We start from the raw sequence: 13,475 nt of genomic DNA, 5'->3' as shown, positions 1-13,475 counted from the left end.
TCGGTAGCCGCCGAGACCGGCGGCAGGCACGAGCATCAGTGGAGCGGATCGCACCTCTGCCGCGGGCCGGCCACGAGTGCCTTCAGCTTCCGCACGGCGCTGTCCGGGCTCGTCAGCACCTTCCTGCCGAGCGCTGCGGAAACGGCAGATTGCGCCCTAGCCATCGAGAACTGGGCCAGCATCACGACATCGCAACCCGCCAGATGCGTAGCTGCCTCCGCGAGAAGCGCGTCATGGCGCTCACCGTTCCCAGCTTTCAGCGCCGCCATCGCTTCGGGCACCCAGCGGCTTTCGAGGCGGGCATCGCAACGCCCGAGCGCCGCCGCCAGCAGCTCGAATTCCTCCGTCATGGAGGCGACCGAGGGCGTGAAGGTGGCGAGCATGCCGACACGGTCGCCGGCCTCCAATGCTTCTGCAAACATGGCCTCGTTGGGCTTGAGCACCGGCACCGGCGCGCGCCGGGCGAACGTCTCAATGGCCGGGCCGAAGGCGGAGCAAGTGAAGAGGATCCCCGCGGCATTCGCGGCAAGCGTGTATGTGCCGAGTTCACTGATGCGCCGGTACATGTCGGGAGAGAGCCCTGTCTCCATCGCACGGTCGACGCTCAGCCGGTCGTCGAGCAAATGCATCGGCTCGGCCTCGGGCCAAAGCTTTCCGAGGGCGGCTTCGATGGGCTCGATCGCCTCCCTGACCGCATGCACCAAGGCTATCCGAGGCCGCATTCAGGTGTCTCCAAAACTGTCGCCGCTTTCCCCGTCGCCCGTCCATTGGCTCATCCAGGTGAGCCCGTCGACGGTGCCGGCTAGCGGGACATACTCGCATCCGAGCAACCCGCCATATCCCGCCGCCAGGGCCTGCCGGATCGCCCGAAAATCGATCCATCCGGTGCCGGGCTCATGGCGGCCGGGTTCGTCTGCCAGGTGTATGTGGGCGATCCGACGGCTTTCGGCAGCGATGACCGCTGCCGGATCGAGCCCTTCACGGTAGCCGTGGAACACGTCAAAGAGCATCCGCACATTGGGCCGCCCCAGCTCGGTGATGGCCCTCAGGGCATCGCCGGTTCGCGCGATGGCGTATCCCGGCAGTGTGCCGGGGCCGATCGGCTCGATGAGGACGGTGAGGCCCCGCTTTTCCGCCTCTTCGGCGACGAAATGGAGATTGTCGAGATAGGCTGGCCAGAGGGCCTCGAGCGTCGTCCCTTGGGGCAGGACACCGGCCATGGGATGGACCATGTGGCAGCCGATCTCCGCCGCGTAATCAAGGCCCGCGAGCGCCCCATCGCGGAAGCGGCCTCGTGCGTCGGGAAGGGCGGCGAGCCCCTTTTCCCCGCGACTGGCATCACCGGGGGCTAGTCCCATCTGGGCGAAGGCGACCCCGGCATCGGCCAGCAGCTCCCGCATCCTCGTCGCGGGGATCTGCATCGGGGCGGGATGCTCCACCGCGACGAACCCCGCCCTGCCGGCGGCGGCGATGCGCTCTGGCAGCGACAGTTCGGTGAAGAGATAGCCGACATGGGCGCTGAACCGCGGGGCGCTGAACCGCGCAGGGTATCCGGGTGAGGATGCCATCACCATCACTCTCACCCGGCCTCGGCGAACGTCTCCTGACGCCGCTTGCGCAGGCTCGGCAGGGCGATGACGGCAATCAGGATGACGGCGAGGCCGAGAAGTGTCGCACTGATCGGGCGCTGAATGAAGATGAGCGGATCGCCGAAGGACAACATCATGGCCCTGCGGAAGTTCTCCTCCATAAGCGGTCCGAGGACGAATGCGAGAAGAAGCGGGGCGGGCTCGAACCTGAACTTGTAGAGGATGTAACCGAACAGACCGAACACCAGCAGCATCACGACGTCGAACACGGCGTAATTGATGGTGTAAACGCCGATGCAGCAGAAGACGAGAATGGCCGGATAGAACAGCCGATAAGGGATGCTTAGCAGGCGCACCCAGAGCGGAAGCATCGGGAGGTTGATGACGACCAGCATGAAGTTCCCGATGATCATGGAGGCGATGACGCCCCAGAACAGCTCCGGATTATTCGTCATCACCTGCGGGCCCGGCTGGACGCCGTGGATCATCATGGCTCCGGCCATGAGCGCGATGACGGCATTGCCAGGAATGCCCAGCGTCAGGAGCGGGACGAAGGAGGTCTGCGCGCCGGCGTTGTTGGCTGACTCGGGCGCGGCCACACCTTCCACCGCTCCTTGGCCGAAGAGATGCCCGTTCGGCGACAAGCGTTTCTCGACACTGTAAGCGGCAAAGGAGCTCAGCATCGCGCCGCCGCCCGGCAGCAGGCCGAGGATCGACCCGAGCGCCGACCCGCGCAGGGCCGGCTTCCAGCTGCGCCGGAAATCCTCCCTCGTCGGCCAGAGGTCTCGGAACCGGGTCTTCAGCGTCTCACGTGGCTCGGGCGACTCGAGGTTCCGGATCACTTCCGACACCGCGAAGATGCCCATCGCGAGCGGAACGAAGTCGATCCCGTCCATGAGCTGCGGCAGGCCGAGGGTGAAGCGCAGGGCGCCCGAATTGACATCGGTCCCCACCATCGAGAGCAGCAGTCCGAGGGTCATCATGCCGAGGGCCTTCAGCACGGAGCCGCTGGCGAGCACAATGGCGGCGATCAGGCCCAGCACCATCAGCGAAAAGTATTCGGCGGCGCCGAAGGCGAGCGCAAACCCGGCCAGCGGCGGAGCCATCAGCACGATGAAGAAGGTCGCAAAGATGCCGGCGAACAATGAAGCCAGGGCCGCGATGGCGAGCGCCGGCCCTGCACGTCCCTTGCGTGCCATCTGGTAGCCGTCGAGGCAGGTGACGACCGACGAGTTCTCGCCCGGCAGGTTGACCAGAATGGCAGTGGTAGAGCCGCCGTATTGCGCCCCGTAAAAGATGCCGGCGAGCATGATGAGCGCCTGAAGCGGCTCGAGATAGAAGGTAAGCGGCAAGAGCATCGCGATCGTCGCGACGGGTCCAACACCGGGCAGTACGCCGATCAGCGTCCCGACGAGCGCACCGATCAAGCAGTACAGGAGGTTCAGGGGCTGCGCTGCGAGCGCGAGTCCGTGAAGAAAACCGTCGACAGTGCTCACGCTTGCCTCCCGATGGCCGGCCAGACGGGAATTTGGAGGTTCAGGCCCTTGACGAAGACGACCGTGGAGAAGAGCGCGAGGAAGAGCGCCAGCAGCAGGTTCTGACCATGCCGCGATTCAGGCGATGCGAATCCCGAGACGATCACCGTTGCGCAGACGGCTGCGAGGAGGCCCAGCTCCTCGACGGAGACCGCGAACACCGCGATCGCCAGCGCCACGATGAGGACCGGGCGCAAGCTCCATGTCTCGGCGGGCTCCCCTTCCTTGCGGAAGCCCGCGGCAAGAACGCCCAAACCGAGCAGGATCTGGATGAAGCACAGGAGGTTCGGCGCATAGCCCGGACCCATCTGCGTGATGGAGCCCGGGCGCAACGTGCGCCCGATCCAGAGAAACGCCAGGGCCGTGCCGATAAGCAGAATCCCTGCCAGAACATCCGTCGGGTTGCGCGTCAGCTTCATCGCGCTCTCCTTCCAGGCCACATCGGATCACGCGATCGGTCAGTCGCGCCGCTGCTTCTTGCGTTTGATCAGGGCCTCAATCTCGGCCAGCGGCGCACGGGCGGCAATGGCCTGTTGGACAGCCGCCTCGATGGGTTCGATGTCATCCACCTGATAGATGATGTCATCGATACGCGACTGCGGCAGCGCCAGCACACCGTCCTCGCAGGCGACGATGACGTCGCCAGCCCTCACCTGCGCCCCGGCGCAGACGATCGGCACGTCGAGGGCAACCGGTTCCATGTCAAGCGGGATCCGCACGGCGGTCCCGCGGGCGTAGACCGGCATGGAAACGGCCGCGATGCCGACGGAGTCCCGTACGGTGGAGTCGGTCACAAGCGCCGCCAGACCGTGCAGGCAGGCGAAGTTGGCCACGTTGTCCCCCAGCAGGTTCTGTGGCGTGCCGCCTGTGCCGAAAACGAGAACGTCACCCGGCTCGAGGCCCGCGATCGTGGCATACAAGGTCTTGCCCCATGTGCCCTCGCCGCGCTTGGGACCGAAGAGCAGGGTGCGCGCGCGCCCAACGGCCCGGCGCTGCCCCCCGCCGACGGGATAAAGACCATCCATCCAGCCGCAAATGCCGAGCCGCATCATCGCATCGGACACGATGCCGGACTCGACGGATTTCAGGCGCGCGATCGCGCTTTCGGAAACCGACATCAAGTAACTCCGTCAGGAAAGGAGGGAGCGCCGCCGGTGGCGCCAGCAGCGCTTGTTTCGTTGCCCTAGGGGCGGTTCATTCGACCCAGGGCGTTGCCTTCCAGGCTTCCGCCAGCTCCTGGTTCGACTTCTGCAGATAGGCGCCGTATTCCTTGCTGTTCATGAAGACGAGGGGCAGGGCGATCTCCTCGGCCTTCTTGATCAGCTCGGGGTCCTGAAGCGCCTGCTCGACGGCCTTCTCGATGGCGGCGATCTGCCCTGGATCCATGCCCTCGGGCGCGACGAGCCCACGACTGGCGCCGCCCTCGAGCGGATAGCCTTGCTCGGCATAGGTCGGAACGTCGGGCGCCATCGGGAAGCGCTCCTTGGTCAGGATACCGAGCATGCGGATCGTGCCTTCCTTCTGGAAGCGCTGGCAGTCGCCGAGGGCAGAGGCGATCAGCTCGAGGTGTCCGCCCAGCAGCGCCGTTCGCGGTGCAGCTCCGCCGTCGTAGGGAATGTGGTGGAACTTGATGCCGGCCAGATGCTCGAACCGCAGCAGGTCAAGATGCGTGTTGGAGCCGATGCCCGCCGAGCCGATCGTGACCTTGCCCGGCCGTGCCTTGCACTCGGCGACGACGTCGGCGAGCGTCTTGTACTTGCTGTCGGCCCGCGTCGCGAGGACCGCCGGATCGAAGACGAGGTTGGCGATCGGGTCGAAGCTGTCGACGGTGAAGCCGGCATCCCGCTCATGTGGCTTCATCATCGTGTTGGGCACGTTCATGAAGCCGATCGTGTAGCCGTCGGGCTTAGCCCGCGCGATCTGCACCGCGCCGACCTGCCCGCCGGCGCCCGGCTTGTTGATCACGGCGATTGTGCCGTTCAGGTACTTCTCGATGTAGGGAACGATGAGCCGGGCGCTCAGGTCCGTTCCGCCGCCGGGGGCGAAGGGAACGATGAGCTCGATCGGCCGCTCCGGATAGGTGCCCTTGGCGAAGGCGGGAACGGAAGAGGCACCCGCAGCAAGCGCCAGCATAGAAAACTGACGTCTGTTCAACTTCATAATGTTTCCCTCCCATCTCGATTTATTATGAAGGCGCGAGATATCGGATCACGCGTCGAGGATTTTCTTCAATCCGGCTAGGACGATGTCGTTGATCCAGGCAACGGAAATAAAGTCTTCGCGAATCGGCTTTCCTTTCGCCCTTGCCTGGTCCGATGCCACCTGAACCGCCTTGACGACATCGGGATGCTTCGGGTTGCCTGGATGGCCAAGCGACTGGCACAGATCCATCATGCCGAAGCTGAGATAGTCGACGCCCGGCACCGAGGCGATGGCCGAGATGTTCCGCAGGCCTTCCTCGGATTCAATCATCACGCTGAGCGAGACCTCCTCGTTCGCCTCGGCGAGAAGGGCCGTCAGGTCGCCGGTCCGCAGGTGGGCATAGGGGCGGCCGCCGCCGAAGGACCGCCGGCCGAGGGGCGCAAAGTACGTCGCTGCCACGGCAGCTCTGGCCTGCTCTTCCGTCTCCACATGCGGCACGACGATGCCGCGCACGCCCCTGTCGAGAAAATGAGTGATCGTCGGCACCAAGCCGTCGGGAACCCGTGCCACGGGCGTCGCCCCGTAGCGCTCCGCGACGATGCAGGCCGCCTCGATGTCCGCGCCGGAAAAGACGCCGTGCTCGCCATCGATATAGATATAGTCAATACCCGTGGCGGCCACGATCTCCATTGCAGGAAGGGCCGGATACGTGAAGTGAACACCCCTTATGCGACGTTTCTCGGCAATAGCACGTTTGACTTTGTTCAAGACGGCCTCCCTTAATTGGCCGACAGTATGGCGTGTTTTGGACCCGGCCAGAAATTGAATGTTCCTTCCATCATTATAGGAATCGCCTATGATGCGCTTCACGCTCGACCAGCTCGTGACATTCGATTGCATCACCCGGCTCGGGTCCTTCAGCGCGGCTGCGCGACACTTGAACCTGACGCAGCCGACGGTGTCGCAACGGATCCGGGAGCTGGAGCAGGCGATCGGCAACCCCGTCTTCGTGCGCCGCGGCACGGGCCTGCAATTGACACCGGCGGGGGAGGAGCTGCTTCAGCCGGCGCGGGAGATGCTGGCCGTCTCGCAGAGGATTACCCGCCGCTTCGGGGGCAACACGCCGCTCAACGGCAACCTGCGCTTCGGGACGACCGACACCTTCGCGCACGTGTGCCTCGCGGAGATGATCGAACGGGTCGAGGCCATATACCCGGGGATCAGTCTGTCGGTCTGCGTCGACAACAGTTCGACCATCAGCCGCATGCTCGTGGCCGGGCAGGTCGACATCGCGATCGTGAGTCAGCCCGAGCTCGGCGAGGACATCGTTTCCATCGAGCTCGGCTACAACACGATGAACTGGGTCGCGGGGCCGAAATCGCATCTGCCTTCCGGCCCCGTGAGGGCGGAGGTGCTGGCAGAGCAGCACATCGTGCTGGCGGCGCCGCCATCGCGGCTGCACGCGACGGTCACCAACTGGTTCGCGGGGCTCGGCCTCTCGCCGCGTCAGGTCAGCACCTGTAACAGTCTGTTTGTCATCGCGGACATCGTCGCCCAGGGAAGCGCGATCGGCATCCTGCCCGTGGCTGCCCTTCGGGGGCACAGCCCGGCCCGCCAGCTGCGGGTGCTGCACGTCGAGCCCCGCATCCGCCACCGGGCGGCACTGTGCTACCGCCGCGACAATCCGAGCCCTGGGCTGCAGGAGGTGGCCGAGATCGTGCGGAGTTTGGTGGACAAGCACCAGGTCTTCGCGACCGATCTCGTGCCGGTGTGACCCGGCGAGCGTGGCTTCAGCCTCCTGATGGCCGCATCGCCCAGAGGACGGCCGATGCCATGGCCGCGGCGGTTCACGGCAGCCAGAACGGATCGCGCACGCGCCGGCCGATTTCCATGAGCTTATGGCGGATGGCGTCCCTCATGCGGAGGCTCAGCGCCTCGTCCGCGGCGGCCGTCGGATAGGACAGGCACAGGGCGATTGTCTCGTTGCGGCCGGGATCGGCCACCGCGCCGCCCACGGACGAGATGCCCGGTGTCACGAGGCTTGAGGAATAGGCGATCTTCTCCTTGCGGATCCGCGCCATTTCCGCGAGCACATCCCGGCCGGAGATGCCGGAGACCGTGTCATTCTCGTCCCGGTAGCCCAGCTGCTTCAGGACCTGCTCGTCCGGCAGGCGCGCGAGGATGGCGCGGCCGATGATCGAATCATAGGCGGGCTTCCTCTCGGCTACCGAGCCCGTGTGCTGCAGCGGGAAGGAGCCCTGCTTCGCCATCAGCAGGATGCGGTCGCCGCCGGAGACGATGCCCGCATGCCCGGTGAAACCGAACTCCTTCACCAGGTCGTCAAGCGCATGCCCGACGAGCTCGAGCAGCGTGTGCCGGGCCAGATACAGCCGTCCGAGATCTAGCGCCCGCTCGCCCACAAAATAGCTTCCATCCCGGTCGTCGCGCTCGAGGAGTCCCGCCTCGGACAGGGTTTTCATCAGGCGCGACACGGATGCCTTCGGCATGTCGAGGTCGCGCGCAACCTCGCCCACACGCAGGCAAGGCCGGTCGTCGCCCAGGAGGGCCAGAATGCGCAGTCCGTTATCAATCGAGCTCATATGATCAATGTTCCATATACAACACCAGTGTTGACACAGGTGGAACGTGCCGTATTTGATAGCACGGTGGCCGGCTGCGACCTAGCCGGCCTAAAGCGGAGAGGCGCCTATGATGGTTGGAACGGCACGGCGCGAGCCGGGTAAGATCACGCGCGGCCATGTCGAGCTCGGCTCGTATCCCGATGGACCGCTGACGTCGCCCGTGATGATCGCGGCCGGTGCGAAGGAGGGGCCGACCCTGTGGCTGCAGGCATGCATCCACGGGCCGGAAGTGGTCGGACCGCTGAGCATTCAGCGCTTCCTGAAGACGGTCGACCTGTCGCAGATGTCCGGCACGGTGATCTGCCTGATGCTGGCCAACCCGCTGGGCTTTCGCGGCTACAACAGGCTGACCCCGCAGGACGGCTTCAACCTGAACCGGGTGTTCCCGGGCGATCCGGGCGGGCACCACAGCCAGCAGTTGGCGCACCGGCTCCTCGAGCTGTCGCTGGAGAAGTCCGATGCGATGCTCGACCTCCATTCGGGAGGCGATCTCACCATCACCTGCCATTTCACGCTCTTTCACAACGACGGTACGCCGGCCGGCATCGAATCCGAGAGGCTCGCGCGCGCCACGGGCGCTCCGAACGTCTGGAACTCGCTGGAACCGTTCCTGAGCGGAGCCCACTTCGCCAACTACACCAAGCGCGGCAAACCGTCGCTCATCGTGGAAAGCGGCGGTGGCGCCCGGGTGACGCCCGAGGACCTGGAGCGTCTGACGGGTGCGATCTTCGGCGTCTGCCGGGCCATGGGGATCCTTCCCGGCGAGACGCCGAAGCTCGACCGCATCCGTCTCGGCGGGGATGCCGTCCATCTCAAGAGCAGGCGCGGCGGCCTCTTCATTCCCCATGTGGCGCCGGGCGACGATGTGAGCGAAGGTCAGCATCTTGCCGATCTCGTGGATCTCTTCGGCGATGTGGTGGAGGAGGTCCGCTGCCCCCTGAAGCGCGCGTGGGTCGGCTCCATCCGGCGCCCGCACATGCCGATCTACAACGGTGATCAGGTCTTCGAGCTGGTTGAAACCAAGGGCTACGAACCGGCCTGATCCCGGCGCGTCGCCATCGTACAGGTGAGAGGGGAACTAAGATGGGTCTTGATCGCGTTTCGCGCCGCCAGTTCGTTTCCGGCCTGGCGGCCCTCGGATCGCTGCCGCTGCTGCCGACTGGCGCAGCGGCAGCGCAGGATTTCGCCGGCCGCAGCCTCATCTCGTCCGGCTTCGGCGGCTCGACCATGGACATCATCCAGAAGGCCGTGTTCGACCCCTTCGACAAGGCGACGGGGGCCAGGAGCACGCAGGTGCCCATGCAGTCAGCTGCCGCCCTCGCCCGCCTCAAGTCCGAGGCCGGCAACCCGCAGATCGACATGTACCAGTTCTCGGGCGGGCAGGAGGATGTGGCCAAGAAGGAAGGGCTGATCCAGCCGCTGACGGCGGTGTCGCAGCTCGACGACATTCCCGTTGGCCTGCGCGATCCCGACGGGAGCTGGGTCGCCTGGGCGGTGATCGCCGAGGGCATTCTCTACCGCAAGGACAAGATCAAGGAGCCGCCGCGTAGCTACAGGGACTTCCTGAAGCCGGAATACAAGGGTCACATCGCCTTTCCGGCCATCACCAACGGCTACGGCGTCGACTTCCTCGTGATGCTGGCGCGCGCCTTCGGTGGCGGCGAGGATAACATCGAGCCCGGCTTCGAGGCGATGAAGAAGATCAAGGGTGAGACGATCTTCAAGGCGGCGTCCGACCTGCCCTCACTCTTCGGCCAGGGCGACATCTGGATCATCCCCTACGACTCCGGCAACGCCTTCAAGCTGCAGACGAGCGGCCTGCCCGTCGGCTTCGCGACGCCCGAGGAAGGCAGCCCGGCCGTGAACATCACGGCCGTGGTGGCCAAGGGCGCGAAAAACGCCGACGTGGCGAATGCGGCCATCGACTACATGCTGCGGCCGGAGGCCCAGATCGAGATTGCCCGCCAGATGCGCTGGACGGCCTCGAATCCCAAGACGAAGCTGCCCGCCGATCTGGCGGCCGAGGTGCCGGACGTGTCGCAGCTCGCCAAGCTGAACCGCGCGCTCATCAACGAGCAGCGCGCGCAGTGGATCGAGCGGTGGAATCGCGAGATCGCAAGATGACGGCTGCAGGCGTCATGACGGCCGGGAAGGGGGCAGCCCCTTCCCGGATCTTCGTACCCGTCCTGATCTTCGCGCCCTGCCTGCTCGTCTATCTCGTCTTTTTCGTGTGGCCGCAGCTCTCGCTGCTGGCCGTCAGCGCCTTCGACAGAGGGCAGGTTTCGGCGGCGCACTACATCCGCTTCTTCAGCGACGAATATTACTGGGAGCTCCTGGGGCGCACCCTGTTCCTCGGTGTCAGCGTGACGCTGATCACCCTCATTCTGGGCGTTCCCGTGGCCTATGTCATCGCGCGCATGCGGTCGCGCTATGCTGCGCTTCTTCTCGTTCTCACCACCTTCCCGCTGCTCGTCAGCGCGGTCGTGCGCTCCTTCGGCTGGATGGTGCTGTTCTTCAGGGATGGCGTCGTCAGCAATCTTCTCCTTGCGCTCGGCCTCATCGACCAGCCGATGCAGCTGATGTACACGCTCACCGGCGTCATCATCGCCCTCGCGCAGGTGCTGCTGCCCCTGATGGTGCTGACGCTGCACGGTGTGTTCAAGTCGATCGATCCGGATCTCGAGCACGCGGCCATGAGCCTCGGTGCGCCGCCCTGGCTCGCGTTGTGGCTCGTGACGCTGCGCCTTGCCCCCGGCGGCATCATCGCGGGCTCGCTCCTCGTGTTCTCGCTGGCGATCAGCGCCTTCGCCACGCCGGCGCTCGTCGGGGGCGCGCGGGCCAATGTCATGGCGACCACAATCTACGAGCAGACCATCGAGCTGCTGGACTGGCCCTTCGCCTCGGCGCTCTCGGCGATCCTGCTCGTCTTCGTCCTCCTGATCTCGCTGCTCTACGCGAAGGCACTGGATCGGCGCTCCGCGGGGGAGGCCGCATCATGACCATCGACCCGCGCTCGCCCTTCGGGCTCCTGCTGACGGCCGTCTGCATCGTTGCCTTCGTCTATCTCATCCTGCCGATCCTCGTGGTTGTCGTCGCGCCACTCGGCGACACGGGCTATCTCGCCTTTCCCCCGCAGGGCTTCACCCTGCGCTGGTACGCGGCGGCGCTCGAGGACACGCGCTATCTTGGCGGGTTCCTGACGAGCCTGCGCATCGGCGTCATCGTCGCCCTGCTGTCCACCGTCATTGGCGTGATGGCGGCCTATGGGATCAGCCGCTATGCCTTTCCCGGCAAGGCGCTGGCGGAGGCCCTGTTTCTCTCGCCGTTGATCCTGCCCACGCTGGTGTTCGCCGTAGCCCTGTCGCTGTTCTTCACGCGGACCGGGCTACTGAGCGGCGACAGCCGGCTCATCATGGGCCACGTCATCATCTGCACGCCCTATGTGATCCGGGCGACCCTGCCTGTCCTTCGCCGCTTCGACAGGACGCTCGAGGAGGCGGCCCAGAACCTCGGCGCCTCGCCGCTGCAGTCGTTCTTCCTCATCCTCCTGCCGGTGGTGAAGACGGGCATTGTCGCCGGTTGTGCGATGGCGTTCATCACCTCCTTCGACGAGGTGGTCCTCGCGCTCTTTTTGGCGAGCCCCGGCGAGCCGACGCTGCCGGTGATGATCTATTCGGCCGTGCAGCTCGGCTTCGAGCCAACCGTCGCAGCCGTCTCCGGGCTGCTGGTGCTCCTGACGTGCGTGTTCATGGTCATCTACCAGTTACTCGGCATTGCCCGACAGGAATGAGACTCCGATGGAAATCGAACTGCGCAATCTCGCCAAGGCATACGGCGCGGTGCAGGTCGTCAACGACCTCTCGTTCTCCCTCGACAAGGGGGAGATGATCGCGCTGCTCGGCCCGTCGGGCTGCGGCAAGACGACGACGCTGCGCATGGTGGCGGGCTTCATCAAACCGCCGGCGGGCGAGATCCTGCTGCGCGGCCGGGACGTCACGGGCCTGCCCCCGCACAAGCGCGACACGGGGCTCGTCTTCCAGAACTATGCCCTGTTCCCGCACATGACCGTGGCGGAGAACATCGCCTTCGGCCTCGTGCGGCGCGGCGTGCCGCGAGACGAGCAGAAGGTCCGCATCGCGGCGATGATCGACAAGCTCAAGCTGACAGGCCTTGAGGGGCGCTATCCCAAACAGCTCTCCGGCGGCCAGCAGCAGCGCGTGGCCGTGGCGCGCGCCCTCGTCATCAACCCCGCCATCCTGCTTCTCGACGAGCCGTTCTCGAACCTCGACGCGAAGCTGCGCGAGAGCACCGGCATCGAGCTGCGCCGCATCCAGCGCGAGCTCGGGCTCACCTCGATCTTCGTGACGCACGACCAGAGCGAGGCGATGGCGATCGCCGACAAGATCGCGGTCATGAACGGCGGCATCATCGAGCAGCTCGGCTCGGCGACCGAGATCTACGAGGCGCCGGCGACGCGGTTCGTGGCCGAGTTCATCGGCAAGGCGAACTTCCTCAATGGGTTCGTGGCGGAGCGGTCGGCGTCGGGCGTCGCTATCGATCTGGAGTCGGACGGAAGGCTGGTCCTGCCGGCCGCGAAGGTGCGGCCGGAGCTGCGCGACGTGGAGGTCATGATCCGGCCCGAGAATGTCGCCCTGTCGGCTTCGCCGACCGAGAACGCCGTTGCCGGCGTCGTCGAGGTGGTCTCCTACCAGGGCGCCACCGCGCACGTGATCATGCGCCTGCCGGGCGGCCAGTCGCTGATCGCCGAATGCAGGGGGCGCGATGCGGGTGCCCTGAAGCCGGGCGAGCGCGTGCATGCGACGCTCGATCCCCAGTTCGTCGCCGTGTTCGGCCGCTGAAGGCCGAGCGGCTCCCTCGGGGCCGCGCTGCGTTTCCCCGGAGCGTCAGCCCCTCTTCTCGCCGAGGACGACCATGGTGACGGTCCCGATGCCGCCCATGCCGATGGCGCGCGCGGCACCGTGGGAGAGGTCGATCTCGCGGCCGCGGTGAAAGGGGCCGCGGTCGTTGATGCGGACGACGACGCTCTTGCCGTTCTTGGTGTTGCGCACATGAACACGGGTGCCGAAGGGCAGGGTGCGGTGGGCGGCCGTCAGGGCGTGGGCGTTGAAGCGCTCGCCGCTGGCCGTCTTCCTGCCGTGGAACCCGGGGCCGTACCAGGACGCGCGGGCGATGCGCCCGTTGCCGGACGGTTCGCCCTTGACGACGGCGTGGTCGCCGGCCGCGGTGTCCTCGCTCGAAATCCGGGAAGTGCCAGCCGTATTGCAGGCTCCAAGCGAAACGCAGACAAGCGCTGCGGCAAAGGCAGTCTTCTTGGCCACGAGCCCACTCCTGTGCAGGTGATAATGGTGAGATATCCCGGTTGAATTCGGCGACAGAAAGATGATGTCCCGGGGCGTGGTGTAGCAGGATAGCGGCGGTCACCAGTGTTTTTCCGGTAGGGTCGGGTTGTTCAGCTCAACCTGATGGAAAGTCCACCGATGACCGACGATATGATGAACCTGCGCTCGCTCGTTGAGAAGAGTGCTGACGCCGATTTGCTGCGCGAG

15 protein-coding genes are annotated in these 13,475 nt (G+C 65.7%); 6 read left to right on the top strand and 9 right to left on the bottom strand.

All coding sequences use genetic code 11. The features are described 5' to 3' along the window. Positions 1 to 35: 35 nt before the first annotated feature. The 7 genes from HNQ73_RS17195 to HNQ73_RS17165 form a co-directional block, all read right to left on the bottom strand. Positions 36 to 701: an aspartate/glutamate racemase family protein gene (locus HNQ73_RS17195; RefSeq protein WP_306415757.1), complete on the bottom strand. Its 666-nt coding sequence runs from the start codon at positions 699 to 701 to the stop codon at positions 36 to 38. A gap of 21 nt (positions 702 to 722) precedes the next feature. Further along, positions 723 to 1,568: a hydroxypyruvate isomerase family protein gene (locus HNQ73_RS17190; RefSeq protein WP_183336555.1), complete on the bottom strand. Its 846-nt coding sequence runs from the start codon at positions 1,566 to 1,568 to the stop codon at positions 723 to 725. A gap of 11 nt (positions 1,569 to 1,579) precedes the next feature. Then, the gene (locus HNQ73_RS17185; RefSeq protein ID WP_183336553.1) at positions 1,580 to 3,085 is read right to left on the bottom strand and encodes a tripartite tricarboxylate transporter permease; all 1,506 of its coding nucleotides are present in this window, start codon (positions 3,083 to 3,085) and stop codon (positions 1,580 to 1,582) included. Then, on the bottom strand, positions 3,082 to 3,543 hold the full coding sequence (locus tag HNQ73_RS17180; RefSeq protein ID WP_183336551.1) for a tripartite tricarboxylate transporter TctB family protein: 462 nt from the start codon (positions 3,541 to 3,543) through the stop codon (positions 3,082 to 3,084). Before HNQ73_RS17180 ends, HNQ73_RS17185 begins: the two co-directional genes overlap by 4 nt. Before the next feature lie 39 nt (positions 3,544 to 3,582). Then, a complete protein-coding gene (locus HNQ73_RS17175; protein WP_183336549.1) occupies positions 3,583 to 4,242 on the bottom strand; it encodes an RraA family protein in 660 nt (219 codons plus the stop codon). Positions 4,243 to 4,318: 76 nt separating this feature from the next. After that, complete coding sequence (locus HNQ73_RS17170; protein WP_183336547.1) at positions 4,319 to 5,284, bottom strand: Bug family tripartite tricarboxylate transporter substrate binding protein; 966 nt, start codon at positions 5,282 to 5,284, stop codon at positions 4,319 to 4,321. Between the two features lie 48 nt (positions 5,285 to 5,332). Continuing rightward, positions 5,333 to 6,136 carry an HpcH/HpaI aldolase family protein gene (locus tag HNQ73_RS17165; protein ID WP_183336545.1) on the bottom strand — a complete coding sequence of 268 codons (804 nt, stop codon included), beginning with the start codon at positions 6,134 to 6,136 and terminating at the stop codon, positions 5,333 to 5,335. Here HNQ73_RS17165 and HNQ73_RS17160 point away from each other — a divergent pair. Beyond that, positions 6,123 to 7,040, top strand: coding sequence for a LysR family transcriptional regulator (locus tag HNQ73_RS17160; RefSeq protein WP_183336543.1), 918 nt, complete (start codon positions 6,123 to 6,125; stop codon positions 7,038 to 7,040). The two genes, HNQ73_RS17165 and HNQ73_RS17160, sit on opposite strands and share 14 nt — an antisense overlap. 73 nt (positions 7,041 to 7,113) lie before the next feature. On the opposite strand, the gene HNQ73_RS17155 is transcribed toward HNQ73_RS17160, so the two are convergent. Further along, complete coding sequence (locus HNQ73_RS17155; RefSeq protein WP_183336541.1) at positions 7,114 to 7,866, bottom strand: IclR family transcriptional regulator; 753 nt, start codon at positions 7,864 to 7,866, stop codon at positions 7,114 to 7,116. A 109-nt stretch (positions 7,867 to 7,975) separates the two neighbouring features. Here HNQ73_RS17155 and HNQ73_RS17150 point away from each other — a divergent pair, with 109 nt between their 5' ends. The 5 genes from HNQ73_RS17150 to HNQ73_RS17130 are packed head-to-tail and all read left to right on the top strand — an operon-like array spanning position 7,976 to position 12,767. Beyond that, positions 7,976 to 8,950 carry a succinylglutamate desuccinylase/aspartoacylase family protein gene (locus HNQ73_RS17150; protein WP_183336539.1) on the top strand — a complete coding sequence of 325 codons (975 nt, stop codon included), beginning with the start codon at positions 7,976 to 7,978 and terminating at the stop codon, positions 8,948 to 8,950. A 41-nt stretch (positions 8,951 to 8,991) separates the two neighbouring features. Beyond that, positions 8,992 to 10,032, top strand: a complete 1,041-nt coding sequence (locus tag HNQ73_RS17145; RefSeq protein ID WP_183336537.1) for an ABC transporter substrate-binding protein — start codon at positions 8,992 to 8,994, stop codon at positions 10,030 to 10,032. Then, positions 10,029 to 10,907, top strand: coding sequence for an ABC transporter permease (locus HNQ73_RS17140; protein ID WP_183336535.1), 879 nt, complete (start codon positions 10,029 to 10,031; stop codon positions 10,905 to 10,907). The genes HNQ73_RS17145 and HNQ73_RS17140 overlap by 4 nt, the downstream gene beginning before the upstream one ends. After that, positions 10,904 to 11,698, top strand: a complete 795-nt coding sequence (locus HNQ73_RS17135) for an ABC transporter permease (protein ID WP_183336533.1) — start codon at positions 10,904 to 10,906, stop codon at positions 11,696 to 11,698. The genes HNQ73_RS17140 and HNQ73_RS17135 overlap by 4 nt, the downstream gene beginning before the upstream one ends. A 7-nt stretch (positions 11,699 to 11,705) precedes the next feature. Beyond that, on the top strand, positions 11,706 to 12,767 hold the full coding sequence (locus HNQ73_RS17130; RefSeq protein WP_183336531.1) for an ABC transporter ATP-binding protein: 1,062 nt from the start codon (positions 11,706 to 11,708) through the stop codon (positions 12,765 to 12,767). 45 nt (positions 12,768 to 12,812) lie between these two features. Here the strand turns inward: HNQ73_RS17130 and HNQ73_RS18195 are convergent, their stop codons facing one another. After that, complete coding sequence (locus HNQ73_RS18195) at positions 12,813 to 13,169, bottom strand: septal ring lytic transglycosylase RlpA family protein (protein ID WP_210310585.1); 357 nt, start codon at positions 13,167 to 13,169, stop codon at positions 12,813 to 12,815. Positions 13,170 to 13,475 lie beyond the last annotated feature (306 nt).

Source organism: Chelatococcus composti, from assembly GCF_014201415.1.
GTDB classification, from domain to species: Bacteria; Pseudomonadota; Alphaproteobacteria; order Rhizobiales; family Beijerinckiaceae; genus Chelatococcus_A; species Chelatococcus_A composti.
Note: the sequence above shows the minus strand (reverse complement) of the source record. Positions and strands in the feature narration are given on the sequence as shown.

Excerpts from the sequence above, each read along its gene's own strand:
- HNQ73_RS17190 (WP_183336555.1), bottom strand. The coding sequence starts at position 1,568 with ATGGCATCCTCACCCGGATACCCTGCGCGGTTCAGCGCCCCGCGGTTC.
- HNQ73_RS17180 (WP_183336551.1), bottom strand. The coding sequence starts at position 3,543 with ATGAAGCTGACGCGCAACCCGACGGATGTTCTGGCAGGGATTCTGCTT.
- HNQ73_RS17175 (WP_183336549.1), bottom strand. The coding sequence starts at position 4,242 with ATGTCGGTTTCCGAAAGCGCGATCGCGCGCCTGAAATCCGTCGAGTCC.
- HNQ73_RS17170 (WP_183336547.1), bottom strand. The coding sequence starts at position 5,284 with ATGAAGTTGAACAGACGTCAGTTTTCTATGCTGGCGCTTGCTGCGGGT.
- HNQ73_RS17160 (WP_183336543.1), top strand. The coding sequence starts at position 6,123 with ATGATGCGCTTCACGCTCGACCAGCTCGTGACATTCGATTGCATCACC.
- HNQ73_RS17155 (WP_183336541.1), bottom strand. The coding sequence starts at position 7,866 with ATGAGCTCGATTGATAACGGACTGCGCATTCTGGCCCTCCTGGGCGAC.
- HNQ73_RS17150 (WP_183336539.1), top strand. The coding sequence starts at position 7,976 with ATGATGGTTGGAACGGCACGGCGCGAGCCGGGTAAGATCACGCGCGGC.
- HNQ73_RS17145 (WP_183336537.1), top strand. The coding sequence starts at position 8,992 with ATGGGTCTTGATCGCGTTTCGCGCCGCCAGTTCGTTTCCGGCCTGGCG.
- HNQ73_RS17140 (WP_183336535.1), top strand. The coding sequence starts at position 10,029 with ATGACGGCTGCAGGCGTCATGACGGCCGGGAAGGGGGCAGCCCCTTCC.
- HNQ73_RS17135 (WP_183336533.1), top strand. The coding sequence starts at position 10,904 with ATGACCATCGACCCGCGCTCGCCCTTCGGGCTCCTGCTGACGGCCGTC.
- HNQ73_RS17130 (WP_183336531.1), top strand. The coding sequence starts at position 11,706 with ATGGAAATCGAACTGCGCAATCTCGCCAAGGCATACGGCGCGGTGCAG.